The sequence below is a fragment of the Nonomuraea typhae genome, assembly GCF_009760925.1.
Classification (GTDB): domain Bacteria; phylum Actinomycetota; class Actinomycetes; order Streptosporangiales; family Streptosporangiaceae; genus Nonomuraea; species Nonomuraea typhae.
In genome coordinates this window covers 110,670-137,363 of the sequence record NZ_VRLV01000023.1, presented here as the reverse complement: position 1 = coordinate 137,363, position 26,694 = coordinate 110,670, and the positions used below count along the sequence as shown (strand labels likewise).

Below are 26,694 nucleotides of genomic sequence, written 5' to 3'. Positions count from 1 at the left end.
ACCGCAGACCACCGAGCACAGTCGCGTAGATACCCCGACATCGCATCCCGTTCGCAGCAGGCGACGGCTCTGTCGGGGGTAGTGTCCCGCATGTGGGCACCATTGCCGCGTCTGTGAGGAGACCCCGTGTCTGCGACGCCCGGCCCCATGCCTTCACCGTTTGTCGCCGAGCTGCAGCGAATGCTGGACAGACGCCGTCTGTCGTGGCGGAAGCTGGCGGCATTGGTCGGTTACGACCCCAGCTGGCTGAGCAAGATCAAAAACGGAGCCGCGCCTTCGGCCGATCTGGTACGGCGATGCGATGAGGCACTCGAGGCCGGCGGCGCGTTGATAGCGCTGGCGGCGGTGGGGCGGACCCGCCACCCGGCGCAGCTTCCGGCGCCGCCTCCCGGCTTCACCGGCCGGAGCGGTGCGCGGCAGCGGATCCGGGACGCCCTGATCCGGCCGGACGCGGAGAGGGAGCCGGTGGTGGTGACGATCGACGGCCCCGCCGGTGTCGGCAAGACCTCGCTGGCGCTGCGGTGCGCGCACGACCTCCTGCGGGATCATCCGGACCGGTTCGCGGACGGGCAACTGTATGTCCACCTCCGCGGGCACTCCCGGGACGGACACCCCGCCGAATCCGGTGAGGTCCTGGAAGAGTTCCTGCTCGCGCTGGGCGTTCCCGCGCAGGAGATCCCGCTGACGACATCACAGCGTGCGGGGCTGTACCGCTCCCTGCTGGCGGTGTCGACGCTGCTGATCGTTCTGGACGACGCGGCCTCGGCCACCCAGGTGGAGCCGCTCCTCCCCGGGGCGTCGGCCTGCGGCGTGATCATCACCTCCCGCCTGAAGCTGACACCGCTGGCGATGCTGGTCGAAACCGAGGAGATCGAGCTCGGGCCGATGACCGAGTTCGAAGCCATCGATGTCCTGCGCGCAGTGATCGAAAAGGCCCGTCCCGATGCCGAGCCGCAGGAACTGGTCACGCTCGCCCACTGTTGCGGGTGTCTGCCGCTGGCCTTGCGCATCGTGGCCGAACGGGTGGCGGCGCACCGTTTCCACCCTCTCGCGGACTTGATCGATGAATTGGCCAGCGAGAGAGAGCGCCTGGACGCGCTCGCGACCGACGATCAGACTCTCGCGGTACGGACCGCCTTCGAACTCTCCTACCAGGACCTCGGCAGCCAGGAGGCGGTCATGTTCCGGCGGCTGGGACTGCACCGGGGCCCGTACATCAGCGCCCAGGCCGCCGCCGCGTTGATCGGGGCGCCGGTCACGCAGGCCCGGCGCCTGCTGAACAAGCTCCTTGCCGTGCACCTGATCGAGCTGGCGTCGCATGGCTATCGCCTGCACGATCTCATCCGCGTCTATGCGGCCGAGCGCTGCCAAGCCGAGGAGTCACGCGAAGAGCAGCGAGCCGTCGTCAGCCGATTGACGGAGTGGTATTTACACACGGCCGCCCAGGGCGGGCGGACTCTGGCGCCCTACCGCATTCACCCGCTGACGCTGGAACCACCGGGAGCCGACATCACCGTTCCCGAGTTCGCAGACGAGGAGCAGGCCATGCGGTGGTACGACGCCGAGGCGGTGAACTTCCCGGCGATCATGCAGCTGGCCGCCGACCATCAGCAGGACGACGGCATCTGGAAGCTTGCCGTGGCCTTGTGGGACTACCTGCGGCGGCTGCGCACACACGAGCACCTGTGGGTGATCACCCACGAACTGGCCAGCGACGCCGCCCGCCGTACCGGGAATCTGCCTGCGGAAGGATGGGTCACCACGAATCTGGCCGAGGGCTGCCGATTGCTGGGCAATCACCGTCGCGCGCAGGAGTACTACGACAAGGCGCTGGCCATACGGGAGAAGGTCGGTGATCAGCACGGTCTGGCCTGGACGCTGACCGGTTCGGCGTTCCTGGCCATCGACCTCGGGCGCTTCGAGCAAGCCCACGAGCGCGCCGGCCGAGCATTGTCGATCTTCCAGGACGTGGGCGACGACCACGGCCAGGGCGCGGCCACGATGATCTCAGGTGACGCCTACCTCGGGCTGAAGCGCGACGCGCTGGCCTCTCGCGCGTATGAAGCCGCGTTGCGCATCCACCAGAACATCGGTGACCTCGACGGCGAAGGCTTGGTGTGGTTCAAGATGGCCGAACTCGATCTGATCCGAAACGACCGCGACCAGGCCCTCGCCCACCTCAGCCGCGCGGCCGACGTTTACCGTTCCGTCGGAAACCGGCGAGGCGAAGCGGAATTCCTGTCACAGAAGGCGGAGATCTTGCAGGCGCTCGGCCGGCGGGGAGAGGCGCGCGAGTCCTGGGAAGCCGCACTCGCGCTGTACGACCTGGTCGGTGATCCGCGTGCGGCTCAGGTACGCGCCCGAATGCGGACCTTGCCGGCCACGGCTACTGGGCCGCCGGAGCGAACGTGACCGGGAGCTCGGCCAGACAACGCAACGTCAGGCTCTTGCGCCAGCGCAACCGGTCGTACGGCACGGCCAGGTCGAGGTCCGGCAGGCGGTTGATCAGCGCACTCAGCGCGATCGGGCCTTCCAGCCGGATGAGCGGCGCGCCGGGGCAGTAGTGGATGCCGCGGCCGAAGGCCACGTGAGGCTGGCTGTCGGACCGGGTGATGTCGAACCGGTCCGGGTCGGCGAACCGGACCGGATCACGGTCCGCGGCGGCCAGGGCGATGAGCAGGGGGTCTCCCGGAGCGAGCCACGTGCCGCCGATCTGGACCGGCTCGGTGGGGAAGCGCCAGGCCACCCGTTCGGCCGCCCCGTCATAGCGCAGGATCTCCTCCACGGCCGGCCCCATCAGCTCCGGCCGTTCCCGCAACAGCGCGAGCTGGTCGGGGTGGCGCAGCAGGGCGAGCATTCCGTTGCCGATGAAAGCCACGGTGGACTCCTGCCCCGTGACCAGCAGCATGAAGATCAGCGACAGGGCTTCCTGCTCGGTCAGCCGGCCCGCCTCGTCGTGAGCGGTCAGCACCGTGCTGACCAGGTCCTCGGCGGGCGCGGCGCGTTTGACGGCGATCAAACCGAGGAGGTAGTCGCCCAGGTTCGCCAGCGCCTGCTGGCGCGTGACGGGCGCGCCCTGCTCGCCCACGACGCTGGCGGTCCACTCGTGCAGGCGGGCCCGGTCCTCCTCGGGGATGCCGATGAGCTCGCTGATGATCGTGCCGGCCAGCGGGACGGCGAAATCGTCGATGAGCTCGGCGGTGCCACGCGGCTGGATTTTTCCGATCAATGTGTCGGTGATCTCGTGCACGCGCCCGCGCAGCCTCTCGACGCGGCGCGGGGTGAAGGCCGACGCTACGAGGCGGCGCAGACGTGTGTGCTCGGGCGGGTCGGTGGTGAGCAGATGGGTGCCCAGCCCGGAGCGGTCTTCCAGGGGCATGCCGCGGCCCGCCTGCTGCCAGTCGGCCGGCCCGCGTCGTGGGTCGTGGCTCAGCCGCGGATCGGCCAATGCCGACCATGCGTCGTCGTAGCGGGTGATTATCCAGCCGTACAAGCCGTTCGGCTGTGTCACGGGGCAGACCGGCTGCTCCTCGCGGAGTCGCGCGTAGGTGGAGTAGGGGTTGGCGACAAACTGCTGATCGGACAAATCCAGCTTTTCACGCATGACAGCTACCATTCCCTAGTTTCCGGACGATGTACCATTTATGCCGCCAATCTGAGGCCATGCCCGGCTGCTGGTGAAAAGCAAAAGGATGTCTCACGGCATAGGGGCATCCGACGCGCTCATCGTCCCATGGGGATCCCGTCCGCGGACGTTTGCTGGGGAGGGGTCACGGGTGTTCCGGGGAGCGACACCCGTGACCTGATCGAATCTAGTTGCGGTCACACTTGAGCCGGCCGAGGCCGTAGGCCATCTCCCGGCATTCAAGCGAGGTTCCGCCGTAGTAGCCGACCTCGCAGTGGTTCCAGCAGCAGCTGTTCTTGGTGCAATACCAGCCGGCGACGGCCTTGGCCTCGCCGTTCCAGGTGCTGCCGGTCGGATGGGTTTCGATGGGCTTGGCCAGTTTGAACGCGAGCAGTTGGCTGCGCATCCTTGTTCTCCTTCGTTCGGTTCCTACCTGGGGCTCGTCCGCTCGCCTCCTCCCGGCCCGTGGACGTTCATCCAGGGCGCCAGTCTCGGTGTCCGTTCCCAGAGCCGTCTGACCCGGGACCATTCAGGGTGAATCAGGAGTGATCTGGCCTGGACACGGGATTCCCCGTCGAGAAGGCAGAAGTAGGGAAGGTGGCCCTTCGGGTTGTAGTCGGCCAGGAAGCTCGCGCCGGTGAGCGGGATGAGCACGGTCAGCTCCTCCAGCCGCAGGCCCTCGCGAGCCTGGAGCTGGTCGAGCCAGGTCCTGGTCTCCCGGGCGCCGGCGTCGCTGACCAGGACCAGCGCGGTTCCGTCGGCTTCGCGGGCCTGCGGGGCCAGCGCCACCAGCTTGGGGATCTCGATCAGGCAGGTCGAGCAGAACGGCGAGACGAAGACGAACGCCGCCGGGGCGCCCCGGAAGTCGGACAGCCGGACGGTTCTGCCGGACAGGTCCCCGGCCTGGAACTCGGGTGCAGGGGAGTTCAGGCGCAGCTCGGGGTTGCCGGCGATCTGGCCCAGGCGCTCGGCCTCTCTGGCGTGCACCCACCTGACAACGCGCAGGAGTACGGCCAGCGTGAGCAGAAGCGTGATCCACAGGGCGGTGAGGCTGACCAGGAGCAGGCTCTCCACCTGTCCCTCCTCTCTGGATGCCTACAGGCGCAGGGTTTCGATCAGCTCGCGGGTGTTCACGAGGACGAACGCGGCGACGGCGCTCATGGCGGCGATGAGGACCATCGCAGGGGCCGGGGGCGCGGCGCCGCCGTACAGGAAGAACCAGGTCGCGCACATGGCGATCGTGACGCCGTTGCGCGCCAGGTCGTGCACGGACAGGTTGCGGGATGAGGGGCCGAAGCAGTTGCAGGTGGTGCCTATGCCGCGCTTCAGGACGCTCGCCACCGCCAGGGAGAAGACGGTCAGGAGCGTGAGCGCCAGCACCATGCCCGCCACGGGCAGCACGAGCAGCGCCGCGACCGTGGCGAGCTCCGCGGCCACCACGGCGATCGCGGCGGGCCCGGCCAGGCGGCGCGGCACCACCCTGAAGCCCTCGACCGCCACCTCGAAGGCGCGCATGGCCGGCACCTTTCCGAGCGTGGAGACGGCGAAAACCATGCAGACGGTGATCCTGAGGAACAACTCGGCCATCACATCTCCCAGATCGTCCGGAGCTGCTCGCCGGCGGGGTCGTCGACCCAGTTCCGCACCCGGCGGGCGCAGAAGCCCGGACCGGCGATCAGGCCGGTGACGCCCTCGCCGCGCCAGGACTGGAGCTCGTGGCGGCACGTCTCGGCCAGCTCCCACAGCAGCGACTCCTCGGCCTCGCCGGCGAGGCGCACCTTCAGCCCGAGCGCGGCGGCCTCGTGCCGGAAGATCGTCGCCTCGTGCGATAAGAAGCCCTCGACCAGGCGGTTCACGATGAGGTCGCGCTCGGCTCCGCCCGCGTCGGGCAGCTGGTAGGCCAGCAGTTCGTGCGCGATGGACCGGACGAGCCGGTCGTAGCGGAACAGCGAGCTCAGCGAGGTCGGGAACATGCGCTGCGCGACGAGCGCGAGCACCTGGACGCGGTCCTCCTCACCGGTGACGCCGAACCACGTCTCCGCCATCGTCCTGAACAGCCGCACCTCCTCCGCCGAGACGGTTGCCGGCCCGTCGGCGGGCGGGGCCAGCGACGCCATGTTCGCGTCGATCGGGCTGAGCTCGGCCATGGGCCCGAGGACCAGCGAGTCGGCGCTCAGGCAGAGCAGCGTGCCCGCCGACCGCGCGCGATAGGGGACGAACACGATGAGTTCCTTGGTGAACTCGCGCAGCAGCAGGGCCAGCCGCCGCGCGGTGGTGATCTCGCCGCCCGTGGTGGAGAGCACCAACCCCAGCTTTTCGGTACGGCCGGCCGCCCGCAGGCATTCGTACACCACGCGGACCGTCTCGTCGGCGATGTCCACCGCGTAAAGGATCATCGGATGCCCGTAACGCGCCTCCAGCCCGGCCAGCTGCGCGGTGAGCTCGGCCATCAGCTGTTGGCCCCTCTGGCCAGGCAGGACGCCAGCGCGGCGGTCATCCTCAGCTCGGGCACCAGCTTCTCGACCCAGATGAACTGGCCGTTCGGGTTGTTCTCCAGGAAGACGTAACGCCCGTCCGGAGTCAGAATGAGGTCGATCGCGCTGAAGTTCAGCCCGTAGCCTCTGACCAGCGTCATGCAGCGTTCGGCCACGTCGGCCGGCAACGTCGCCTTCCGGTAGGTGATCTCCAGGCCGCCGTCGGCCCAGTTGCGCCAGTCGACGCTCGTGCCCGCTCTTTCCTGCGAATGAATCTCGGCGGCGAACAATTCATCGCCGATAATCGTGACGCGTAACTCCAGGTGTTTGGGAACGTACTCCTGGAAGAGCGAGGGAACGAGCCGGACGCTTTCCATGTGCGCCATTTCGGCTTCGGTGATGAGGGTGGTCGCCAGCTCGTGGGGTTCGGCGTGGTGCGGGGGTTCCTCGGGATATTTCTCGGCCATCGAGGTCATGCCCAGAAAGGGGTCGGTGAGCGCCTTGAAGATGATGTTCCCGCGATGCTGGTCATAAAAGGAGCGGACCGCGTCGGGGTCGTTCGTCACCAGTGTGGCCGGCACCTCGAAGCCGAGCGAGGCGGCCCGCTGCAGCTGTTCGATCTTGACGTCGGCCTGGCGGATCCGCTCCGGGTAGCTCAGCCAGTAGCAGTCGAGCGTCGCCCACAGGCCGCGCATGACCTGGCGGATCTCCCAGCGGGCGAACTCCCGCTCCTGCACCGACAGATCGCCCGGCAGGCCGAAGTACTTGCCGGGACGCCGCCACCACACCGAGCGGATCTCGCCGGGATCGAGCGTCTGGCCGGCGCGCCGCAGCAGGATCTCGCTGCGCCAGGCGGGCCGCCCGGCCGCCAGGCCGAGGGTGAGCGTGGTGTCGAGCGGAATGTCATCGGTGTCGAGGAGAACCGGCTCGCAGTTCATCGAGCGCAGCTCGGAAACGACGTCATAAACGTGCGGGTCATCGGGGGAACTGAGAATCAAAACCTCGGTCTTCGCCATGCCGGCCCCTTGGGGATTTCGCGCGGCATTGCGCTGCCGAGCCATGCGACCACTCGATGAGATTGATCAGATGATCTACTAAGTGGCAACATAACACCGCCTTTTACCACAGGCAAGTGCCGTCCGGAAAGTAGTCGGCCGAGCACGGACGGACGTCTGGCCGGCCTAGGACCAGATCGTGAGCCGCCCGTCGGCCGTGATGCCCAGATAGAAGGCCAGCGCGAACCGCCTGCCTCCGGAGCACGGGCTGACGGCATGGTAATGACGCGGGTCGAACAGCACGGCGTCGCCCGCCTCGGGGCGGACCGTCAGGGCCTCTTCCAGCGGGGTGAGGGTCGGCCAGCAGGAGCCGGCCCGGTGCGCGTCGTCCTGCGGATGCCAGCGCCGCGACCAGATCGTGGTCGCCCCTCCCCGGGCGGGCATGGTCAGGTAGAGGTTGAACACGAGCTGCACGATCGGCCGGACGTCGAGCAAGCCCGCGGGGAACTCCCGGACGATCTCGTCCCAGTGCGGTGGCGCGCCGTGGCTGTTCTCACGGATCATCCCCCAGTACACCTCCCGGCCGTCCACCACGGCCGGCCGGGCGGAGCCGGAGTACGGCCAGGCCGCCTCCACCCGGCTCAGGCAGTGCCTGCGGAGATCGCCGAGCGGGCAGCTCAGCCAGAACGCGTTCGCCGCCTCCGCCTGCCGCCAGTACTCGTCGGTGAGTCGGCCGGCCGGCAGGAAATGATTGATGATGGGACCGAAATGGAAGGTGGCCACCTGATAACGCGCCTCGTCGAACGCGGACAGATCCTGGGCCGGTAACGCTGCCACGAACCGGGCGCATTGTTCCGGTTCCAGCAATCGTTTGACGTGAATGGCGCCCGCCAGCCCGGCGGCGAGGCTGATCAGGTGGTCCGGGGCGAGCTCGGTGGTTTCGATCTTGTAGAAGAAGTGCGGGTCGAGGGACTCGGGCGCTCGGGGCCCGGGGGTTGTCATCGCTGCCTCCTGCTCCGTGATAGAGCGTGGCGATCCCATCCGTTGTCCGCAGCGTCACTATAAACGATCGTCAACCCGGCCCGATTTCCACTGAGCCCGTAACGCACGTTATGACCCCGCCGCCGACCCAGAGGGCGCCGCCGGAATCCGCGACGTGCACCCGGCCGCGGCGCCCGACCGCGGTCCCCTGGCTGACGACGTACGGCCCGGCCACGCGCCCGGTGTCGAACAACCACCTCCCGGCGATCGCGTTGAGGCTGCCGGTGACGGGATCCTCGCCGACCCCGCCGCCGGTGGGCACGAAGGCACGCACCTCGAACGCCTCGGGCGAACCCGCGGGGTAGGGCCCGACGACCCCGATCTGGAGGTCGATCGAGCGTGGCCGGAGCGCCAGCACCTCGGCCGCCGTGGCCAGCAGCAGGACCAGCCAGCGCGGCCCGTTGTCGCCGTGGTGCGCGGCGACGACCGCGGCGCGGTCGAGGCCCAGGCTCTCGGCGGCACGGCCAAGGAGTGCCTCGTCGAGCTCGACGGCGCGGACCGGCGGGGCGGCGAACGCCAGCCCCGAGTCCGTCCGCCGGATCGGGATCAGCCCCGCCGCGCACTCCTGATAGGTGACCTCGCGCGGCGGCGCACCGGTGTGGCGCTGCCAGGCGTGACAGGACCCGAGTGTCGGATGTCCGGCAAAGGGAAGTTCTTCCGTCGGTGTGAATATTCGTACCCGATAGTCCGCCCGGCTGCTTGACGGTGCAGAAACGAATGTCGTTTCGGACAGATTCGTCCATGCGGCGAATCTCTGCATCGTTTCGTCGCTGAGGTCGTCGGCGTCGAGTACCACCGCGACCGGATTACCGGAAAAGGGATCGCCGCTAAATACGTCGACCTCGCAATAGGGCCGGGTCATGCCGCCAGTATCGCAGGGCGCAGACCGTCGCGTGACTCATATGCACCGCGCCTACCACCTTGATCGAAAAGCGTGGCGGGTTCCGTGGAGTTACGGTAAGACTGTCAGCCGAAGAGGAGTGAGAATCTGTTAAGGGTCGCCGAATCCCGTTCCAGAGTCACGATGGCAGGAGTCGTTGATGCGTGGGAAATTCTCGGTCGCTCCGCCCTTCCAGCGGAAGAGTCCACGCCTGCGCGGCCGCGATGCGCTGCTCGCGGTCCTCACCTCCGCCGGCCCGGACCAGACGGCCCCACGGGTGCACGTCCTGCACGGGCTCGGCGGATGCGGCAAGAGCGAGATCGCCCTGGCGGTGGCCCGGCGCATGAGCGACCTGGGCTGGCAGGTCTGGTGGATCGATGCCAGGCACCCTGAGCAGATCAGTGCGGGAATGCGGGAGATCGCGGGCCGCCTGGGCGCCTCCGACAGCCAGCTGGAGCTGGTCTGGGCCGGGAAGGGCCGCAACCCGGTCGACCTGGTGTGGGATCTGCTGGATGGGCCCTTCGTGCGCCCGTGGCTGCTGATCTTCGACAACGCCGACCAGCCCCAGCTCCTCAGCGCGGTGGAGGGCCTGGAGGGCGACGAGGCGAAGGACGCCGTGGCGGACGGCACCGGCTGGTTACGGCAGCCCGCCACGGGCGACTGTCTCGTGCTCGTGACGACGCGGGACGGCAACGCCCGGACCTGGGGCACCTGGTCGGCGCTCCACGAGGTCCGCGACCTGGAGCCGGGCGACGGGGCGCACGTGCTCATCGACGTGGCCGGGGAGTCGTCGGGCTCCGCCGAGGACGCCGAGGCGCTGGCCGTCAAGCTGAGCTGCCATCCGCTGACGCTGACCAAAGTGGGGGCGTACCTGGAGCGGGCCAAGAAGGACACCGTCTGGTCCGGCGACTCCATCACCACGTTCCAGGCATACCTCACCAGCTTCGACCGGCGCCTCGGCCTTCTGCCCGCCGCCGGCGCACAGGAGGACTCGCCTTCCCTCGGCCAGGCGATGATCAAGACGTGGCAGGTCTGGGAGATGTCGATCGAACAGCTCGGCACACGAGGGCTGACCAGGGCGGGGCAGGTCCTCTACCTGCTGTCCACGTTCGGCGACGCGCCGATCTCCTACGCCATCCTCCTCGATCCCGCGCGCCTGACCCGGACGCCCTTGTTCGGCCCGATCACCCGCGAGCAACTCCTCGAGACGATCGGCGGGCTCGCCGACTTCAAGCTCCTGGAGCCGAAGAAGCTGGACGAGTCCGTTCTGGGCCGGACCTGCTACGTCGCCACGCTGCACCCGCTCGTGCGCGAGCTCACCCGCAGGCAGCTCGGGATTCTCGGGCAGCGAAGAAGCTACCTGATGCTCGCCGTACAACTCCTCGCGCGGCTGCGGCCGGGAGAGCCGTTCACGCTGAAGAAGCTGGACTTCGATCCGGACGAGCCCGGCCACTGGCCGATGTGGCAGATGCTGACCCCGCAGTGCGTCGAGGTCATCCTGGACTATCTGGAGATGATCACATCGGACGAAGCGGAGCAGGGGCAGGACGGGCTCCTGCCGATCGCCCTCGACGTCGCCCGCCTGATCGCGCGCTACCTGCTGGCCTTCGGTCTGCCGAAGCAGGCCGAGCTGTTCCTGGAGCGCTGCCTCGGCCGCTGCCGGGAGCTCGGGCTGGACATGGACGGGCGGCCCATCCTGAACCTGCGCCACGAACGCGCGCGGGCCGCGCTGGAACAGGGCCGGTTGGAGTGGGCCGAGGCGGAACTCCGGCGGATCATCCCGCTCCGGGTCGCGCTGCTCGGCCAGGAGAACCTCGACACCCTGTTCAGCCGGCACAAGCTCGCCCGCGTGCTCATGGAGCAGGAACGCTGGGCCGCGGCCGAGGCGGAGTTGCGGGAGGTCGCCGCGGGCGAGGCGCGCATCTGCGGACCGGAGAACCACGACACGCTGACCGCGCGGCACAGCCTCGCCAAGGCGATCCTGGCGACGCCCGGACGCGTGGCGGAGGCCGAGGAGATGATCGACGAGATCATGGAGATCAGGCAGCGCCACTGGAAGCCATCCCATTTCGACACGCTCACGCTGCGATACACCCGCGCTCGCGCGTGGCTCGCCCGCGGCGCGATCGAGGCGGCCATCGGCGAACTGCGCCAGGTCCTCGAGGACGCCGCCGCCGTCGAGCGTACGGATCATCCGGAGATGCTCGCCCTCAGGCACACGCTGGCCGTCGCCCTTCTCTCCGGCCCCGCGCCCGCGCCGGCCACGCGGCGGGAGGCGCTGGCCGCACTCGAAAGGCTGCTCGTCACCTGCCGCGAGGTCCTCGGCGACAACCACAAGCAGACCCGGCGGGTCGCCCGGGACCTCGATCGGCTCGACACGGGTGAATGAGACGTCAGTCCGGCAGTACGGCGATGGCGTCGATGGAAACCCGCATGCCACCGGGCAGCTGCACGATCACCGCGGATCTCGCCGGCGGATCCGCGGGAAACGTCTCCCGGTAGACCTCGTTGATGGCCTCCAGGTTGGCGAGGTCGGTGTAGAAGACGGTGGTCCGGACGACGTCGGTGAGGTCGGCGCCGCATCCCCGTAGCGCCTGCCTGAGGTTGGCTATCGTCTGGCGGCACTCGGCGGCGAAATCTCCCTCCACCCGCCGCCCGGTCTCCTGGTCGATGCCGCCCTGTGCGGCGAGGAACAGCAGGTTGCCGGAGCCGACCGCGGGGGAGTAGTGGCCGAGCACCCGCGGCATCGAGTCGCCCGAGAAAGTCGTGTGCGCCATTTGCGAACCTCCACGGATTGAGTGCCGTCGTACTCGCCGGGGGCAAATATCCGGCCAAACGATAGCAGTGGGTCACCCCGCGGTCGAGCGGAGATCATTCATTTGACTCGATCGCAATCCGTGTATGCGACTCATGTTTAAGCGGATGGCAATCATGCATTGATGGGTGCAGGCGACGCTTTGTTTCTGTAGAGTCAACTATGCATCTCATGGCGCCCCGCTGCAGACATAGCTGAATTTCTGGCACACAGTTACTGGATGGGCGAATGGACCGTAACAAGCACACGACCCAGCTGCCGCGTCGCCGTGCGGTCCGGTGCCCGATCAACTGGATGCCTTGGTGAGCAATCTGCAACGGCTGCTGACAGCGGTCCGAATCGCCGCGTCAAACGCGCGTCATTCATCCGGCCGCAACGTGGCGATACCGGAACGTGCAGCGATGGATGCCTTCCGCCGGGCGGCCGGCCGGCTCGCGGCCAGTCCCGATCTCCATCATCTGGCCTATCTCCAGCTCGCCGCGCGCTGCGCCAGGGCGCCCGAGCTCGCCGATGCGATCAACGCGAGCGGGCTGCCGCTGGCCTGGGAGACGAAGTGGGCGTCGTGGCGGCTCCAGCCGCCGCATCAGGCGCTCACCGGCCACGCCGGCGGGGTGAACGCGGTGGCGTTCGGGCGGATCGGCGACCGCGACGTGATCGTCTCGGGCGACGAGGCCGGCGCGGTGCGCGTCTGGAACGCGACCTCCGCCGCGCCCGAGCTCATGGGCGCGGAGCCGGCCCACGTCGGCGGCGTGCGCGCCATCGCCATCACGGAGGTGGGCGGTCGCGGGATCGTGGTGACCGGGGGAGCGGACGGCAAGGTGCGGTTCTGGGAGGTCGGCACCGGAGCGGCGATGGCGATCGACGACCCGTTCTTCCGGCGGCCGGGATCGGTCGAGGCCGTCGCCATCGGCGTGGTCCACGGCCACCCGATCGCGGTGGCGGGCAGTTCCACGGGCGTCATCCGGATGTGGGACCTGGCAGGCGGCACTTGCCTGGGCGACCCCCTGGAGGGACCAGGCGGTGCGATCCGCGCGCTGGCCATCGGCGAGATCGACGGCCGCACCGCGCTGCTCACCGGCTCGGCCGACGGGCGGATCCGGATCCGCGACGCGGTGACGGGCCTGCTCACGCGGGGGTGCCTGGCCGGTCACGGTGACACGGTCACCGCCTTGGCGCTGGGGGAGATCGACGGGCGGGCCGTGGTGGTCTCCGGTTCCGCCGATCACACGGTGCGGTTGTGGGACACCGTGACGGGCCGGCCCGTCGGCGCCGCCATGAACGCGCACGGCGGCGCGGTGAACGCGGTCGGCATCGGCAGGTTCGACGGGCGGAGCGTCATCGTCTCCGGCTCCGCTGATGCGACCGTGCGCCTGTGGGAGGCCGCCACCGGCCTGCCGATCGGCGAGCCGCTGGCCGGTCACAGCGGCTGGGTGCGGTCGGTGGCGGTGAGCGGGGCGGCCGGCCGTACCATGATCGTCTCAGGCTCCGCCGACGCCACGGTGCGGATCTGGGACGCGCCCTTCGCCTCGCCCGTCGACGATCCGTTCACCGGGCACGGCGGCAGCGTCAACGCGGTCGCCATCGGCCGGGCGGACGAGCGGGCCATCGTCGTGTCCGGTTCGGCGGACGCGAAGATCCGCAGGTGGGACGCGGTCACCGGGGCTCCGGTCGGGGATCCGCTCATCGGCCACACGCTCGGGGTGCGGTCGGTCGCCGTCGGCCGCGTGACCGAGCGCCCGGTGATCGTCTCCGGCTCGGCCGACGGCACGGTCCGGCTCTGGGACGCGGTCTCCGGCGGCGCGTTCGCGAGGCCGTTCATCGGGCATCGCGGCGCCGTGCACGCCGTGGCCATCGGCTGGGCGTCGCGGCGCGCGGTGGTCGTGTCGGGCGGCGCCGACGCGACCGTGCGGGTGTGGGACGCGCGGGCCAACGGGCCGCTGGGCGCGCCCCTCACCGGTCATACCGGGGCGGTTCGCACGGTCGCGGTGGGCAGGATCGGCTCGCGCGCCGTCGTGGTCTCCGGGGCGGCCGACGCCACCGTGCGGCTCTGGGACGTGACGACCGGGGCGCCGATCGGCGAGCCGCTGGCCGGGCACACCGACTGGGTGCTCTCCGTCGCCATCGGCGTGCTCCGCGGCCGGGCCGTGATCGTGTCCGGTTCCGAGGATCACACGATCCGGCTGTGGGACGCGGGCACCGGGGCGAGCCTGGGCCGGCCCTGGCACGGGCACGAGGGCGCGGTGACCGCCGTCGTGATCGGCGACGTCGCCGGCCGTACCGTCGTGGCGTCGGGAGCGGCCGACGCGACCGTGCGCGTCTGGGACCTCAGCGGGGACGAACCCGTCGGCAGGACCTATCACGGCCACGCCGACGTGGTCCGCGCGGTGGCCCTCGGCCGGGCCGGGGATCGTGCGCTCGTCGTCTCCGGCTCGGCGGACGCGACCCTCCACGTACGCGACGCGCTGTCCGGCGTCCGCGTGGGCAAGCCGTTCACCGGCCACGTCGGCGCCGTCAACGGCTTGGCCGCGGGCCGCTTCGCCGGGCGGGCCCGGGTGGTCTCCTGCTCCGATGACCGGACCGTGCGGGTCTGGGATGCCGTGACCGGTGTGCCGCTGGGCGATCCGTTGCTCGGGCACGGCGGCTGGGTTCAGTCCGTGGCGCTGGGCCGGGTCGCGGGGCGCGAGGTCGTGGTCTCGGGATCGGCGGATGCGACCGTGCGGGTCTGGGATCTCGAGACGGGTACGGCGCAGGCCGAGCCGATCACCGGGCACGACGGTTCGGTCAACGCGGTGGCGATCGGCCGGATCCACGACCGTGCCGTCATCGTCTCCGGCGGCGACGACCGGAGCGTGCGCTTATGGGATGCCTTGACCGGCGCGCCCGCCGGGGATCCGTTCAGCGGGCACCGGGGGCCGGTGCGGTCGGTGGCGATCGGCACGGCCGGCGGACGGACGCTCGTCGTCTCGTCCGGCGCCGACGCGACCGTGCGGATCTGGGATCCGCAGGCCGGCCGGCTGTCGTGCGCGCCGCTCACCGGCCATGACGGGGCCGTCGACGCCGTCGTCCTCGGCTCTCTGCACGGTCGCGACGTCGTCGTCTCCGGTGGCGCCGACGCGACGGTCCGGCTGTGGGACGCCGCGGCGGGGCGACCGCTGCGCGCGCCGCTCACCGGCCACGGCGGCGCGGTCAACGCCATCGCCCTGGGCAGGGCCGGCCACCGGAACGTGATCGTCTCGGGCGCGGACGATCTCACGGTGCGGATCTGGGACGACGTGGAAGGCTCGCGGCCGCTGGTCATCGATCTGGCCGCGCGGCCACTGGGGATCGCGTTCACGGGGGAATCGGAGATCGTCGTCGCCACGGACCTCGGGCTGGTCAGTCTCGGCCTTCCCGGGCTCGCGTCCCCGTGAGGAATGGCGACCTGCTGGAACGGCCTCACGAACCGGCGGCCTGAGACCGCAGTCGAGTTTTCGGACCTCCGGTAACATGGATTATGTACGTTCCGCCAACACCGCCGGGGCCTCGTCCGGTGGGGCAGCCGTCGATCGGCAGAGGAACGGGATCCTATGGCAGTTCACCTCGGGGCGCCGGCGGCAGGAGCCGCTCTGACCTTTGTGACGCTCCTGGGCCCCGCCCCAACCGCCCCGGCACGCTGCCGGGACCGCCTGGCAGCCGGCGGCACCGACCTGAGCGCCTACAACAGCACCCAGAACGCCGCCGACTTCGCCGACCTGCGCACGGCACTGGGCATCGAGCAGTGGAACGTCTACGGCCACTCCTACGGCAGCGACCTGGCCCTCACCTACCTGCGCCGGCACCCTCAGGGCATCCGCGCGGTGGCGCTCGACTCGGTCGCCCCGCCGCAGTCCGTCTCCCTGCCGTTCGCCTGGCACAGCGCCCGCGAGGGGCTCGACAACCTCTACCAAGCCTGTACGGCCGAGCCGCGCTGCAAGAACCGGTACCCGGACCTCGAGCGGACCCTGAACGAGCAGGTGCGCAAGCTGGCGGCCCGGCCACTGACGCTGAACGCCCGGCCGCCGCAGGGCGGAGACCCGGTGAAGGTCGTCCTCGACGGCGGCGCACTCCTGAACGTGCTGGTGGCCAAGTCGATCCCGCTCGCCGACGTCCCGGCGGCGATCGACGAACTCGGCCGCGGGCGTCCTGAGCGCTTCGCCCGTGCCCGGGCCGCCGGTGCGATCCAGGTGGCCGGCCAGATCGCCCACGGTCTGACGCAGTCGGTGGTGTGCAGCGAATGGGTGCCGGGTCACTCGCCTTCCGACGTGCTGAAGGCGGGCCGCGAAGCGTTCCCCGGCTGGCCGGAGGCGGTCCAGGCCCAGGCGCCTCAGCTCGCCTTCCAGGATCGGCTGTGCCGGATCTGGAACGTCCCGGACCGCACCGCCGTACAACGGGTGCCTACCGTCCAGTCGGTGCCGGTGCTCTTCATCAACGGGACGTTCGACATGAAGACCGGGGCCGGCTGGGCGCGCAGGACGGCCCGCACGCTGTCCCGCTCGACCGTCGTGGCGGTGCCCGGAATCGGGCACTGGGCGGTCCCGCAGTCGCCCTGCGCGCAGAAGGTGCTGGCGTCCTTCCTCGCCCGCCCGGCCGCGCCCGACACCGGCTGCGTGGCGGGGCTCAGGTGGGAACCGTTCACGATCACCCCGAAGTGACTGGGAGGACAGATGGCACGGTCACCCGCACGACGGTTGGGGACCAGGTCGTCCGCGGCGGCGACCGGGATCCTCCTCACCGGTCTGCTCACGGCTCCGGCGAACGCGCAGGAGGAGACGCCCGGCACGATCGCCCGGACGGTCGGCGAGGCCCGATTCGAGCCGGGCCCTTGCCCGCGGACGCCGGAGCCGCTCGCCGTACTCGAAGGTGCTCGCTGCGGAACGCTCACCGTGCCCGAGAACCGCACCAAACGGGACAGCCGCACGATCACCCTCAGTGTCGCGATCGTGGCGGCGGCGGCCGGCGAGCCGGAACCCGACCCGATCGTGTGGCTCGCCGGCGGGCCCGGCGACGACGCCGTCGGCGAGGCGAAGATGGCGATCGACGGCGGCCTGAACCGCGACCGGGACGTGATCTTCATGTCCCAGCGGGGGACGTACTCGGCCGACCCGGTGCTCACCTGCCGCACCATCGACGAGTTCAACGCGCGCGTCGTCGGCCTGGTCCACGACGCCCCGGCCACCGAGCGCCGGCACGTCGAGGCGACCCGGAGCTGCCGCGACCAACTGGCGGGCCGCGGCGCCGACCTCGCCGCCTACGACGACATCGAGAGCGCGGCCGACTACGCCGACCTGCGCCGCACGCTCAACCTTCGCCAATGGAACGTGTTCGGCATCTCGTACGGCACCCACCTCGCTCTCGTCTACATGCGCGACCACCCGGAGGGAATCCGCTCGGTCGGCATCGACGGCATCCTGCCGCCGTCCACGGCAGGATCGGCGCTGACCTGGAGCAGCGCCCGGCAGGGCTTCGACGGCCTGTTCAGGGCCTGCGCGGAGCAGCCCGCGTGCAAGCGCCGCTACCCGAACCTGTCCGCCACCTTCGACCGCCTGGTCCGCGAGCTGGAGGCCAAGCCGGTGACCACCACCGTCACGCCCCCCGGCAGCCCGAACCCGGTCAAGGTCGTCCTGGACGGCGGAGCGCTGGTCAACTGGCTGACCTCCGCCACCCACGTGGCCCCCGGCGTCCCCCGCTCCCTCGACGAACTGGCCCACGGCAAACCTCGGCGGATCGCCGAGCAGTGGGCGGGCGGCAGGATCGACCCGCGGACCTTCGGCCGCGTCTCCCACGGCCTCGCCTACGGCGTGTTCTGCAGGGAGTGGGTGCCGTACGAAAGCGAGGCGGAAGCCATGCGGGGCGGCCAGGCCGCGTTCCCGGCCTTCCCCCGCTCGGTCCTGGCCCAGGCCCCGCAGCTGACCTTCCTCCGATCGGACTGCGCGGCCTGGGACGTCCCCGCCGCCCCGCGCTCGATCCGGGACGTCACCCGGAGCGACATCCCCACGCTCGTCCTGTCGGGCGGCTTCGACTCCCAGACCGGCGCCGAGAACGGCCGGTACGTGGCCCGCACCCTGTCTCGAGCCACCGTCGTCACGGTGCCCTACGAACCCCACGTGGTCTTCGCCACGTCGAAGTGCGCCCAGTCCATCACCGTCTCCTTCTTCGGCGCCCCCGCGGCCCCGAACACCGGCTGCCTCAAGGACCTCAAGCCTCCGGCATTCGAGATCGTCCCCTGAGAGGGCCGAGCTCCTGGTAGACGTCGGCCGGGTCCCTCTCCTGTTTCAGACGGGGGAGCACCTCGTCGCTCCTCCCCGGGGCCGTGCTAGTTTCGCCGTGGAAGCCCGCGAGTGCTTGCCCCGGACGAGACGTGCGCCGTACCCGGCCTGCAAAGACGACGCACTCGAAGGAGACCTCATGGATGCAGGCACGGCCCCGGTCGATTTCACCGGAGCGACTCCGCAGCCTGGTGCGCTGGACATCCGATGGATTCACGGCTCACCGTCGGCCAAGCACAACACCGATCCGGACATCCAGCTCCACGCGTACGACGAGCACACGTTCATCCTGCGGCAGAACATGGCGATCAACTATGAGGCGCCGTTCCTGTTCCTGCTGATGGGCAATGCGCGTGCGGTGCTGATCGACACCGGCGCCACGGCATCCGCTGAGTTCTTCCCCTTGCGCCGGGTGGTCGACGAGCTCGTCGCCGGCTGGCTCGCCCGCCACCCCCGCGAGGACTACCACCTGCTGGTCCTGCACACCCACCCGCACGGCGACCACATCGCGGGCGACGATCAGTTCGCCGGCCGCCCCGGCACCACGGTGGTCGGCGCGGACCTGGCCACCGCCTGGGAGTACTTCGGGTTCAGCGAGGATCCCGATGCCGTGGCGCGGGTCGACCTGGGCGGCCGGGTGCTGGAGTGCCTGGCCACCCCGGGCCACCACGAGGCGGCGGTGACGTTCTACGACCGGTGGACCGGATTCCTGCTCACCGGCGACACGGTCTACCCCGGCCGTCTCTACATCCAGGACTGGCCGGCCTTCGCCCGGACCATCGACCGCCTGATCGACTTCTCCGAGCGCTGGCCGGTCACCCACGTGCTCGGCTGCCACATCGAGATGACCAGGCAGCCAGGCGTGGACTACCCGGTCCGCACCACCTACCAGCCCGACGAGCCTCCCCTGCACCTGACCGTCGGGCACCTGCACGAGATCCGTGCGGCGATCAAGGAGATCGGTGACCGGCCCAGCCGGCGTGCCTATCCCCTGTTCGTCCTCTGGCCGAACACCTGAGCGGCACGAACGCCCAGGGCCGCCGCACCTCACTGCCCGCGCCGCGGCAGACCAGCGTTAGTGTTGGACGCTCATCGAACATGTTGACTCTGGGGAGCGTGGGACATGCGGGCCTTGCGGATCGAACACTTTGGAGATCTTGACGTGCTGGCGCTGGCCGACGCGCCGGAACCACGGCCGCTCGAGGGCGAGGTGCTGGTGCGGGTCATCGCCTCCGCCATCAACCCGGTCGATGACAAGACCCGGGAAGGGGCCATAGGTGAAGGCACACCACCGTTGCCGATGACGCTGGGCTGGGAACTCGCGGGGATCGTCGTCAACCCGGGCACGAGCGGGCTGTCCGCCGGCGATCGGGTGTTCGGCATGTCGCACCAGCTGGCGACCGGGCGCGGCTCATGGGCCGACCTGGTCGCCATCCCGGCTGCTTCCATCGCCGCGGCCCCCTCGTCGGTCAGCCTGGTCGAGGCGGCGACCGTGCCCCTGCCGGGACTGACCGCGTTGCAGACTCTGGACTGGCTGCAGATCGGCCAAGGAGACAAACTCCTGGTGACGGGTGCGGCGGGAGCCGCCGGCGGACTCGCCGTGCAGCTCGCGCGTGCTCGCGGAGCGCAGGTGGACGCGCTGGTGTCCAGGCAGTCGCAGATCGAGCAGGTGCGGGAGCTGGGAGCCGATCACGCCACCACCGACCGGACCACCCTGCCGACGGGCGGCTACGACGCCGTCTTCGACACCTTCGGCGCCTTCGTCACCGACGCCGTGGCCGATGGCGGCAGGTACGCCTCGATCGCCACGCAGGCCGGGCCCGTACCCGACCTGTCGCATCGCGGGGTGCGCACGACGGTCAACCAGGTACGCGAAGACGGCCGTGGACTCGCCGAACTCGCCGCGGCCGTCGACGGCGGGCGGCTGAAGATCCGGGTCGACGCGCAGTACGCCGTGCAGAACGTGAAAGCCGCGCACGAGCACTTCCGGCGGGGGAGCCTGAACGGGAAGATCGCGCTCATCTTCTGAACGCACCGTCCGGGGGACGATCTCCTCGGTCAGGGATGCACCGGGCAGGGATCCGGCGACGGCGTCATCAAGCTGTCCTCCGGCCCCGACGCCGGCTCGTACTACTGCCGCAACACGATCGCGATCGGCACCAACGTAGGCGGCTTCGGCTGCTGACGTGAGGCCCCGGCCCATCCGTCAAGGTCACAGCTGTGCGTGCACCGCGGCCAGCAGGGTGCGCACGTCGTCGGCCTCCGGCAGGGAGAGGCGATCGAAGATCTCCAGCGCTTCCGTGTAGCAGGCGTGACCGCGTTCCTGCTGGCCGGTGGCGGTGAGGGCCCGGCCGAGGATCATCAGGGCCTTGCCCTGCCAGTGCTCGTCGTCGGCTTCGCGCAGCGCGGCCAGGCCCTGCTCGGCGAGTTCGAGGGCGCGTGCGTGATCGCCCAGGGTGAGGTGGATGTCGGCCATGCGGGTGCCGGCGGTGCCGATCCAGTCGAGCTCGCCGATCTCACGGAAACCCGTGACCGCGGTCTCGTACATGCGCAACGCCTCGTCGAGCGAACCCACGGCCTGCAACGTGACCGCGAGCTGGTAGGGCGCCCACGGGTGCCGCGGGGTGCCGCCGCCGAGCTCGGCGTGGACCCGGTAGGCCGATCTGGCCGCCTCCACGGCCTGGCCGGGCTCGTCCGCGGCGGCGAGTGAGCGGGCCAGCATGCCGAGCCAGAGAGCCTGGGCGCCCCTGTCGCCGCGGCCGGCGAAGATGTCCACGCCCCGCCTGATGAGCTCGACCGAGGTCTGGTAGTCGCCGTCGTCGTAGGCATGGACGCCGAGGGAGGCGGTGGTGGCGGCCGTCACGTAGGGGTCGCCTTGGGCCAGATCGCTGGCCGCCAGGGCGTCGGACCGCCGCGCCTCGCGATCGGCCGAGGACAGGGTCGACCGGAGGTAGCGGGCCAGGCCCTCGGCCCGCGGCTCGGCTGCGGCCCGCGCGACCAGGAGGTCGAGGGTGTGCCGGAAGGCCACCGACTCGGGTGCGACGTCCGTCAGCATGTCCACGATCCAGGCCAGCCGGTAGCGGTCGGCGTGGTCTCGCGTGGCGGCCTGCCGTACGACCGACAGCAGGGCGTCGGTCTCGGCGGGATCGAAGGCGGCCTCGCACGCGCCGGTGGGCAGCAGCTCGGCGCGCAGGTCGCCGGGGAACAGCGAGCGGAAGCGGTTGGCGACGGCGGCGGCGGAGTAATCGAGCAGCCGGTCGAGCGCCGCGTCGGCGCCGGGCTCGACCCGGCTCCTGGCGAACACGCGCAGCAGGTCGTGGAAGCGGTAGCGGCCGGGCGAGAGCGACTCGAGCATGCTGACGTCGACCAGCGCCTCACAGAGCGCCTCCGCCTCCTGCTCGGGCAGATCCAGCAGCGCGGCCGCGGCCTGCAGCGACACATCCGCACAATCCGGTACGGCCAGCAGCCGGAAGGCCCGTGCATGCGCCTCATCGAGCTGGTCGTAGCTCAGCGCGAACGTGGCCTCGATCGCCAGGTCGCCCGCGCGCAACTCGGCCAGCCTGCGCCGCTCGTCGGAGAGCCGGTCGCACATGCCGGCCACGCTCCAGTTGGGCCTGGCGGCCAGCCGGGCGGCGGCGATCCTGATCGCCAGCGGCAGAAACCCGCACGCCGCGACCAGTTCCATCGCAGCTCCCCGCTCGGCCGTCGCCCGCTGCTCACCCACGATCCCGGTGAACAGCCGCAACGCCGCCACCGGCCCCAGCACCTCCAGATCCACCTGGCGGGCGCCGGTCAGCCCGCTCAGCCGGGCCCGGCTGGTGACCAGCACGCCACAGGTGGCCGAGCCGGGCAGCAAGGGCCCCACCTGAGCCACCCCGGCCGCGTTGTCGAGCACCACCAGCACCCGGCGATCGGCCAGCATCGAGCGATACAGCGCCGCCCGCTCGGCCGGTTCCTCCGGCGCCTCCTCCACGCCCAGCGCGCGCAGGAACGAACCGAGCACCAGCTCGGCCTCCAGCGGCTCGGCGCCCGAGCCGCGCAGGTCGACGAACAACTGCCCGTCCGCGTAGTCCCCGGCCAGCCGGTGGGCCACGTGCACGGCCAGCGTGGTCTTGCCCACCCCGCCCGTGCCCGCCACCGCGGAGACCACCAGCGCCGAGGTCTCCCCGGAGCGCAGCGCCTCCACCATCGCCTCCACCTCGCCCTCGCGGCCGGTGAAGTCGGCCACGTCGGCGGGCAGCTGCCGCGGAACGTGCTGGGCGGCCGGCGTGGCGGCGGCTCTCTGCCGGATGGGGGCCCGGCCGAGAGCCGGGTCGGCGCTGATGATCTGCCGGTAGAGCTCGGCCAGGCCGGGCGAGGGGTCCACGCCGAGTTCGTCGGCCAGCAGCCTGCGGGTGTCGGTGTAGACGCCGATGGCCTCGGCCTGCCGTCCGGTGCGGTAGAGGGCGAGCATGAGCAGGGCGCGCAGCCGCTCCCTGGTCGGGTGCTCGGCGCACAGGGCGGTCAGCTCGGAGACCACCACGGCGTCCTTGCCTTCGTCGAGATCCTGGCCGAGGCGGTGTTCGAGGGCGGTCAGCCGCTGCTCGGTCAGACGGGCGCGCTGGGCCTCGGCGTAGTCGCCGCCGAGGCCGGCCAGCGGCTCGCCCTGCCACAGGGCCAGCGCCTCGGCGTAGCGGCCTTCGCCGTACAGCATCCGCAGCTCGGTGACATCACACGAGCCCGCCCGCACCGCATAACCATCGCCAACGGACACCACCACCTCCGCCCCCAGCACCGCACGCAACCGCGAGATATAGGTGCGCAGCACATTGGCCGCGGTACGCGGGAGCTCTTGACCCCACACCGCGTCCATGAGCTGGTCGCCGCTGACGGTCCTGCCTTCGGCGAGCAGGAGTACGGCCAGCACCAGGCGCTGCTGCGGCGAGCCGAGCTCCAACTCCCGGCCACCACGCCAGGCCCGCACCGGGCCAAGCACCGAAAACCCGAGGTCATCGCCCATGCCCGCGCACCCCCGTCATCCTTCACGGCAAGGACGATCACCCTACCGCCCAGCTGAATTACGGCATTCCACGGTCGGCTGCCGGAGTCCGTCGAGCATGACGGCCGGCAGGTGCTCGCCCTGCGCCGGGGTTCGCTCCGCGGCCCAGGCGACCGCGGCGATCAGGGAAACAGGTGCGCGTCATGCAGCAGATCGGCGGCGCGGTGTTCACCGCCTTCACGATCCCGCCGGCCCTGACCATGAGGACCCGGCAACCGGCCTGCGGGGGTTGGGTGAGTTCTACCCGGTCGGCGCCTACCGGAATGCGCTCACCGCCCTCCACGCCCGCATCGTGTCCCTGAGGGGAAATTCGGTAGCCTGCCCGCAGCGGCCGCCGTTAGCGTGTCGCGGTGATCTACGAGCATCCTCTGGCGTACGTGCTCGGACTTGAGGGCATCGCGCTGATGCGGGCCTACGCCGGCGAGCACGACCGCGCGTTCATCGAAAGGCGCCTGGCCGAGATTCGCACGTTCCTCGACGGCGACTCCCTTTCCGGCGCCGCTGTCGAGGTCGCCTCCGTGGATACCGTGGAGGGTTACCGGATCTGGGCGCAGACCTACGACGGGCCCAACGCTTCGTTCGACCTCGACGAGCCCTTCATCAGGGAGATCGTCGACGCGCTGCCGGTCGGCGACGCTCTGGACGCGGCGTGCGGCACCGGCAGGATCGCAGCGTATCTGGCCGGGCGCGGCCATCGGGTGCGCGGCCTGGACAGCTCGCCCGACATGCTGGAGCGGGCCCGCCTGCGGGCGCCGCAGGCGGAGTTCGAGCTGGGGGACCTGTCGTCGCTGCCCATGCCCGACGAGTCCGTTGACCTGGTGGTCTGCTCGTTGGCGTTGACACATGTGCCCGCGCTGGGCCCGACGCTGGCCGAATTCGCCCGGGTGCTGCGGCCTGGCGGGCATCTGGTGCTGGCCGACATCCATCCCGAGGGCGTGGCCCTGGGGGTGGTCCCGCCGGTGCGGCTGCCCGACGGCCGTCCGGGACGGGTGGCCACCTACCGCCACCTGGTCGGCGACTACCTGCGAGCCGCGCTCGCGGCCGGACTCCGGGTACGGCGGTGCGAGGAGCCCCTGCACCCGCCGGGCCGGCCCGGCGAGCGAAGCGAGGTTCTGCAGTCGTGGGATGTGTGGCCGTGGGCCCTGCGCGACCTGGCGCCCGAGGCGGCGCACGCGGCGATCGCGGGGACGCCGTCGATGCTGTTGTGGCATTTCCAGCGTGAGAAGGCGTCTTTGCCGGAATCTTGAGATCCCTATGATGATCAGCCGTGCTCGTCGATGAAGCCGCGACCTAAATGTCAGCTAAACGCCCTGGACAGCCGTCTTCACGCCGCCATGACGGCGCCGCGACGCCGTCCTGACGCCGGCCGGCATGAGTGTCGATGTCCCATCAATGGGGCGGGTGTCAGCTGACTCCGAGCCACCCGACCGGGGTGGCCGGAACAGATAGGAAGACTCCATGACCAGCAAGGTCAAGCTGCTCGTCGCCTCAGCCCTCACCACCGTGGCCGTCGGCGGCGCGCTGACGCTCGCCTCGGCTCCGGCCCAGGCCGACACCGCAGGTGAGCGCGGCGGCGTCACCATCCAGAGCTGCAGCAACGAGCGCATCTGCTACGAGATCTAACCCGCGTAGCGGTTCCGTCGGCCTACGGGTCGGCGGAACCGGTCCCCATGGTTTCGGGCGTGTTGAAGCCCCAGGGCGGGTGCTGGAATCGGTGATCCGTGAATGCCCGGCGAGCGTAGTACTTACGTCGTCCATCGAGGACAACTCACCATCAACCAGCATCTACCTGATGAGGAGATCAGATGCGCCGACGAACCATAGCCATCTTCATGCTGCTGGCCGCAGTAGTCGGAGGTCTGTTCACGGGAGCCGCGCCCGCCGTCGCCGCGGACTTCTCGTCGAGGACCGCCGGCATCTCCTACTTCGACTGCGACTCCGGTGCCGCTCTCATCGTCTGCACCGCGACGATCGACGGGACGCCGCCGTTCGGCATCACGTGGAAGGTCAACGGAGTGGAACAGCCCTTCTTCAGAGACTCATCCACCTTGCGGGTCGGCTGCGTGGTGGGCCGGTCCTTCGATGTCCAGATCGCCGTCACCGATGCAAGCGGCGCCAGCGCCACGGGCCGGACGGGCGGCGTGTGCAGGAGGATCCAGGAATGACCATTCCGCCCGTGCCGGCTTAGGACGACGCCGCGTCTCCGCAAGGCCAGGTGTGATCTAGCGCACGCGTGCTCGCGATCGACCGGCGAGACCGGCTACCTCACCCGTCACCGCCCTCAGCCGGGCTCGCGCGTCGTCGGTCGCTCTCGCCGGGTTCGCTGCCGGCCGGCGCCGTCCCGAATTCCGGCGAGGACGGTGTCGAGCATCCGGTCGAACTCCTCCGCCGAGCCGAAGCCGGCCTGCAGGGAAGCCAGGGAGCTCATCGTCGGGTAGTCGGCCGGGTCCAGCGGCGGCGGGCCGGCTCCGGCCTCGCCGTTGAGGACCGCCAGCAGGTATCCGTTGAGGAAGCCGAACAGGGTGAGCGGCGCGTCGGCGACCACCTGGTCGGGCAGCCCGTCCGCGCGCATCGCGGCGACCAGTCGCTCCAGGGAGCGGATCGCCGCCGCCGAGGTCTGGGCGCGCGTGGCCAGCAGTGGTACCACCTCGGGGTGCCGGTAGGCCATGTCGCGGTAGGCGTGTGCCGTACGTCGTGAGACTTCCTCCCAGCCGCCTCGGGTGCCGCCCGCGGCGCCGTCGACCTCGGAGAGAACGGCCTCGGACACCGCGTCCAGCAGCGCCGCCTTGCCTTTGATGTGGTGATAGATCGACATCGGGTCGACGCCCAGTTCCTCGGCGAGCCGCCGTACCCCGAACCGTTCGAGACCGTCGCGGTCGACGAGCGCGAGGGCCGCCGCGGCGATGCGGCCGCGGTCGAGACCTGCCGAGGTGCCCTGCGAGCGTCTGGCCATCGTCCGCTCCTCTCGCTTGCCAAACCTACGCCGTAGAATTTAGCGTGTCCACGAAAACCTACAGCGTAGGATTTGGAAGGGAGCACGTCATGAGCACGATCAGGAACCGTCCGGCTGGAGCCCGCCGCCCGGCCGCGATGTACGCAGGGCTGGCGCTGACGATCGTCGCCACGCTGGCGCCGCTGGCGGACATTCTCACCGTCGACACGCTGACTCGCCACGTGCGCGACGCCTACCCCGCGTGGAGTCCCGGCCAGATAGCGGGCGACCGGAACGCGATCGCGCTCTTCCTCGGCATCACCGGGGTGCTGGGCATCATCTGCTGGCTGGTGACCATCCGGGCCGTCCGCAAGGGGAGGCGGTGGGCCCGCATCGGCTCGACCGCCGCCCTCGGCCTCGCCGTCCTGATGTCACTGGTGACCCTCACGCTGGGCGGGGCGCCCTACGACGTCGTCGTACCGCCCACGTTCGGGGTGCTCACCCTGCTGCCCTGCCTGGCCGGGCTCGTCGCGGTGGTCTCGCTCTGGCGGCAGGGCTCGCGCGCATGACGGCCTGCCGTACGGTGGCCGTAGACATCGAGCAGTTGGGT

22 protein-coding genes and 1 riboswitch are annotated in these 26,694 nt (G+C 70.4%); of the genes, 11 read left to right on the top strand and 11 right to left on the bottom strand.

The window, feature by feature from the left end:
* Nucleotides 1-126 precede the first annotated feature (126 nt).
* Nucleotides 127-2,412 (top strand): ATP-binding protein, encoded by a 2,286-nt coding sequence (locus FVE25_RS50785; RefSeq protein ID WP_157254601.1) that lies wholly within the window; start codon nucleotides 127-129, stop codon nucleotides 2,410-2,412.
* Here FVE25_RS50785 and FVE25_RS50780 read toward each other — a convergent pair.
* From FVE25_RS50780 to FVE25_RS50745, 8 genes are all read right to left on the bottom strand, one after another.
* Nucleotides 2,387-3,604: a cytochrome P450 family protein gene (locus FVE25_RS50780; protein ID WP_157254600.1), complete on the bottom strand. Its 1,218-nt coding sequence runs from the start codon at nucleotides 3,602-3,604 to the stop codon at nucleotides 2,387-2,389. The genes FVE25_RS50785 and FVE25_RS50780 overlap by 26 nt on opposite strands.
* 208 nt (nucleotides 3,605-3,812) lie before the next feature.
* The gene (locus FVE25_RS50775; protein ID WP_157254599.1) at nucleotides 3,813-4,031 is read right to left on the bottom strand and encodes a hypothetical protein; all 219 of its coding nucleotides are present in this window, start codon (nucleotides 4,029-4,031) and stop codon (nucleotides 3,813-3,815) included.
* A 23-nt stretch (nucleotides 4,032-4,054) separates the two neighbouring features.
* Nucleotides 4,055-4,699, bottom strand: a complete 645-nt coding sequence (locus FVE25_RS50770; RefSeq protein ID WP_157254598.1) for a TlpA family protein disulfide reductase — start codon at nucleotides 4,697-4,699, stop codon at nucleotides 4,055-4,057.
* 21 nt (nucleotides 4,700-4,720) lie between these two features.
* Nucleotides 4,721-5,212, bottom strand: a complete 492-nt coding sequence (locus FVE25_RS50765) for a MauE/DoxX family redox-associated membrane protein (protein ID WP_157254597.1) — start codon at nucleotides 5,210-5,212, stop codon at nucleotides 4,721-4,723.
* Entirely contained in the window at nucleotides 5,212-6,075 is an 864-nt protein-coding gene (locus FVE25_RS50760; RefSeq protein WP_157254596.1) for an SDH family Clp fold serine proteinase, read from the bottom strand. The genes FVE25_RS50765 and FVE25_RS50760 overlap by 1 nt, the downstream gene beginning before the upstream one ends.
* Complete coding sequence (locus FVE25_RS50755) at nucleotides 6,075-7,115, bottom strand: MvdC/MvdD family ATP grasp protein (protein WP_157254595.1); 1,041 nt, start codon at nucleotides 7,113-7,115, stop codon at nucleotides 6,075-6,077. Before FVE25_RS50755 ends, FVE25_RS50760 begins: the two co-directional genes overlap by 1 nt.
* 165 nt (nucleotides 7,116-7,280) lie before the next feature.
* The gene (locus tag FVE25_RS50750) at nucleotides 7,281-8,096 is read right to left on the bottom strand and encodes a 2OG-Fe(II) oxygenase (protein WP_157254594.1); all 816 of its coding nucleotides are present in this window, start codon (nucleotides 8,094-8,096) and stop codon (nucleotides 7,281-7,283) included.
* A 70-nt stretch (nucleotides 8,097-8,166) separates the two neighbouring features.
* The gene (locus FVE25_RS50745; protein WP_157254593.1) at nucleotides 8,167-8,997 is read right to left on the bottom strand and encodes a PhzF family phenazine biosynthesis protein; all 831 of its coding nucleotides are present in this window, start codon (nucleotides 8,995-8,997) and stop codon (nucleotides 8,167-8,169) included.
* Between the two features lie 178 nt (nucleotides 8,998-9,175).
* Between FVE25_RS50745 and FVE25_RS50740 the strand changes: the two genes are divergently transcribed.
* Nucleotides 9,176-11,404: a tetratricopeptide repeat protein gene (locus FVE25_RS50740; RefSeq protein WP_157254592.1), complete on the top strand. Its 2,229-nt coding sequence runs from the start codon at nucleotides 9,176-9,178 to the stop codon at nucleotides 11,402-11,404.
* Between the two features lie 4 nt (nucleotides 11,405-11,408).
* Here FVE25_RS50740 and FVE25_RS50735 read toward each other — a convergent pair whose 3' ends face one another.
* Nucleotides 11,409-11,792: a RidA family protein gene (locus FVE25_RS50735; protein ID WP_157254591.1), complete on the bottom strand. Its 384-nt coding sequence runs from the start codon at nucleotides 11,790-11,792 to the stop codon at nucleotides 11,409-11,411.
* A gap of 439 nt (nucleotides 11,793-12,231) precedes the next feature.
* On the opposite strand from FVE25_RS50735, the gene FVE25_RS50730 reads away from it, so the two are divergent.
* From FVE25_RS50730 to FVE25_RS50710, 5 genes are all read left to right on the top strand, one after another.
* Complete coding sequence (locus tag FVE25_RS50730; RefSeq protein WP_157254590.1) at nucleotides 12,232-15,240, top strand: WD40 repeat domain-containing protein; 3,009 nt, start codon at nucleotides 12,232-12,234, stop codon at nucleotides 15,238-15,240.
* Nucleotides 15,241-15,396: 156 nt separating this feature from the next.
* Nucleotides 15,397-16,500: an alpha/beta fold hydrolase gene (locus FVE25_RS50725; protein WP_219826013.1), complete on the top strand. Its 1,104-nt coding sequence runs from the start codon at nucleotides 15,397-15,399 to the stop codon at nucleotides 16,498-16,500.
* A 12-nt stretch (nucleotides 16,501-16,512) separates the two neighbouring features.
* Nucleotides 16,513-18,075, top strand: coding sequence for an alpha/beta fold hydrolase (locus tag FVE25_RS50720; protein WP_157254589.1), 1,563 nt, complete (start codon nucleotides 16,513-16,515; stop codon nucleotides 18,073-18,075).
* 97 nt (nucleotides 18,076-18,172) lie between these two features.
* A riboswitch (guanidine-III (ykkC-III) riboswitch) is annotated at nucleotides 18,173-18,240 on the top strand.
* Nucleotides 18,241-18,253: 13 nt separating this feature from the next.
* Complete coding sequence (locus FVE25_RS50715) at nucleotides 18,254-19,132, top strand: MBL fold metallo-hydrolase (protein ID WP_157254588.1); 879 nt, start codon at nucleotides 18,254-18,256, stop codon at nucleotides 19,130-19,132.
* Nucleotides 19,133-19,237: 105 nt separating this feature from the next.
* Entirely contained in the window at nucleotides 19,238-20,143 is a 906-nt protein-coding gene (locus FVE25_RS50710) for an NADP-dependent oxidoreductase (protein ID WP_157254587.1), read from the top strand.
* Between the two features lie 183 nt (nucleotides 20,144-20,326).
* On the opposite strand, the gene FVE25_RS50705 is transcribed toward FVE25_RS50710, so the two are convergent.
* Nucleotides 20,327-23,113: an AfsR/SARP family transcriptional regulator gene (locus FVE25_RS50705; protein WP_157254586.1), complete on the bottom strand. Its 2,787-nt coding sequence runs from the start codon at nucleotides 23,111-23,113 to the stop codon at nucleotides 20,327-20,329.
* Between the two features lie 389 nt (nucleotides 23,114-23,502).
* Between FVE25_RS50705 and FVE25_RS50700 the strand changes: the two genes are divergently transcribed.
* From FVE25_RS50700 to FVE25_RS50690, 3 genes are all read left to right on the top strand, one after another.
* Nucleotides 23,503-24,399: a class I SAM-dependent methyltransferase gene (locus FVE25_RS50700; RefSeq protein WP_157254585.1), complete on the top strand. Its 897-nt coding sequence runs from the start codon at nucleotides 23,503-23,505 to the stop codon at nucleotides 24,397-24,399.
* A 211-nt stretch (nucleotides 24,400-24,610) separates the two neighbouring features.
* On the top strand, nucleotides 24,611-24,775 hold the full coding sequence (locus FVE25_RS50695; RefSeq protein WP_157254584.1) for a hypothetical protein: 165 nt from the start codon (nucleotides 24,611-24,613) through the stop codon (nucleotides 24,773-24,775).
* A 182-nt stretch (nucleotides 24,776-24,957) separates the two neighbouring features.
* Complete coding sequence (locus tag FVE25_RS50690; RefSeq protein ID WP_157254583.1) at nucleotides 24,958-25,317, top strand: hypothetical protein; 360 nt, start codon at nucleotides 24,958-24,960, stop codon at nucleotides 25,315-25,317.
* Nucleotides 25,318-25,433: 116 nt separating this feature from the next.
* On the opposite strand, the gene FVE25_RS50685 is transcribed toward FVE25_RS50690, so the two are convergent.
* Complete coding sequence (locus FVE25_RS50685) at nucleotides 25,434-26,105, bottom strand: TetR/AcrR family transcriptional regulator (RefSeq protein WP_157254582.1); 672 nt, start codon at nucleotides 26,103-26,105, stop codon at nucleotides 25,434-25,436.
* 89 nt (nucleotides 26,106-26,194) lie between these two features.
* On the opposite strand from FVE25_RS50685, the gene FVE25_RS50680 reads away from it, so the two are divergent.
* The gene (locus FVE25_RS50680) at nucleotides 26,195-26,653 is read left to right on the top strand and encodes a hypothetical protein (RefSeq protein ID WP_157254581.1); all 459 of its coding nucleotides are present in this window, start codon (nucleotides 26,195-26,197) and stop codon (nucleotides 26,651-26,653) included.
* The last annotated feature ends 41 nt before the right edge of the window (nucleotides 26,654-26,694 follow it).

Bases quoted from the DNA above. Each gene is read 5' to 3' on its own strand.
- FVE25_RS50780 (WP_157254600.1), bottom strand. From the start codon at position 3,604: ATGCGTGAAAAGCTGGATTTGTCCGATCAGCAGTTTGTCGCCAACCCC.
- FVE25_RS50775 (WP_157254599.1), bottom strand. From the start codon at position 4,031: ATGCGCAGCCAACTGCTCGCGTTCAAACTGGCCAAGCCCATCGAAACC.
- FVE25_RS50765 (WP_157254597.1), bottom strand. From the start codon at position 5,212: ATGGCCGAGTTGTTCCTCAGGATCACCGTCTGCATGGTTTTCGCCGTC.
- FVE25_RS50760 (WP_157254596.1), bottom strand. From the start codon at position 6,075: ATGGCCGAGCTCACCGCGCAGCTGGCCGGGCTGGAGGCGCGTTACGGG.
- FVE25_RS50755 (WP_157254595.1), bottom strand. From the start codon at position 7,115: ATGGCGAAGACCGAGGTTTTGATTCTCAGTTCCCCCGATGACCCGCAC.
- FVE25_RS50750 (WP_157254594.1), bottom strand. From the start codon at position 8,096: ATGACAACCCCCGGGCCCCGAGCGCCCGAGTCCCTCGACCCGCACTTC.
- FVE25_RS50745 (WP_157254593.1), bottom strand. From the start codon at position 8,997: ATGACCCGGCCCTATTGCGAGGTCGACGTATTTAGCGGCGATCCCTTT.
- FVE25_RS50740 (WP_157254592.1), top strand. From the start codon at position 9,176: ATGCGTGGGAAATTCTCGGTCGCTCCGCCCTTCCAGCGGAAGAGTCCA.
- FVE25_RS50735 (WP_157254591.1), bottom strand. From the start codon at position 11,792: ATGGCGCACACGACTTTCTCGGGCGACTCGATGCCGCGGGTGCTCGGC.
- FVE25_RS50730 (WP_157254590.1), top strand. From the start codon at position 12,232: ATGGATGCCTTCCGCCGGGCGGCCGGCCGGCTCGCGGCCAGTCCCGAT.
- FVE25_RS50725 (WP_219826013.1), top strand. From the start codon at position 15,397: ATGGCAGTTCACCTCGGGGCGCCGGCGGCAGGAGCCGCTCTGACCTTT.
- FVE25_RS50720 (WP_157254589.1), top strand. From the start codon at position 16,513: ATGGCACGGTCACCCGCACGACGGTTGGGGACCAGGTCGTCCGCGGCG.
- FVE25_RS50715 (WP_157254588.1), top strand. From the start codon at position 18,254: ATGGATGCAGGCACGGCCCCGGTCGATTTCACCGGAGCGACTCCGCAG.
- FVE25_RS50710 (WP_157254587.1), top strand. From the start codon at position 19,238: ATGCGGGCCTTGCGGATCGAACACTTTGGAGATCTTGACGTGCTGGCG.
- FVE25_RS50705 (WP_157254586.1), bottom strand. From the start codon at position 23,113: ATGGGCGATGACCTCGGGTTTTCGGTGCTTGGCCCGGTGCGGGCCTGG.
- FVE25_RS50695 (WP_157254584.1), top strand. From the start codon at position 24,611: ATGACCAGCAAGGTCAAGCTGCTCGTCGCCTCAGCCCTCACCACCGTG.
- FVE25_RS50690 (WP_157254583.1), top strand. From the start codon at position 24,958: ATGCGCCGACGAACCATAGCCATCTTCATGCTGCTGGCCGCAGTAGTC.
- FVE25_RS50685 (WP_157254582.1), bottom strand. From the start codon at position 26,105: ATGGCCAGACGCTCGCAGGGCACCTCGGCAGGTCTCGACCGCGGCCGC.
- FVE25_RS50680 (WP_157254581.1), top strand. From the start codon at position 26,195: ATGAGCACGATCAGGAACCGTCCGGCTGGAGCCCGCCGCCCGGCCGCG.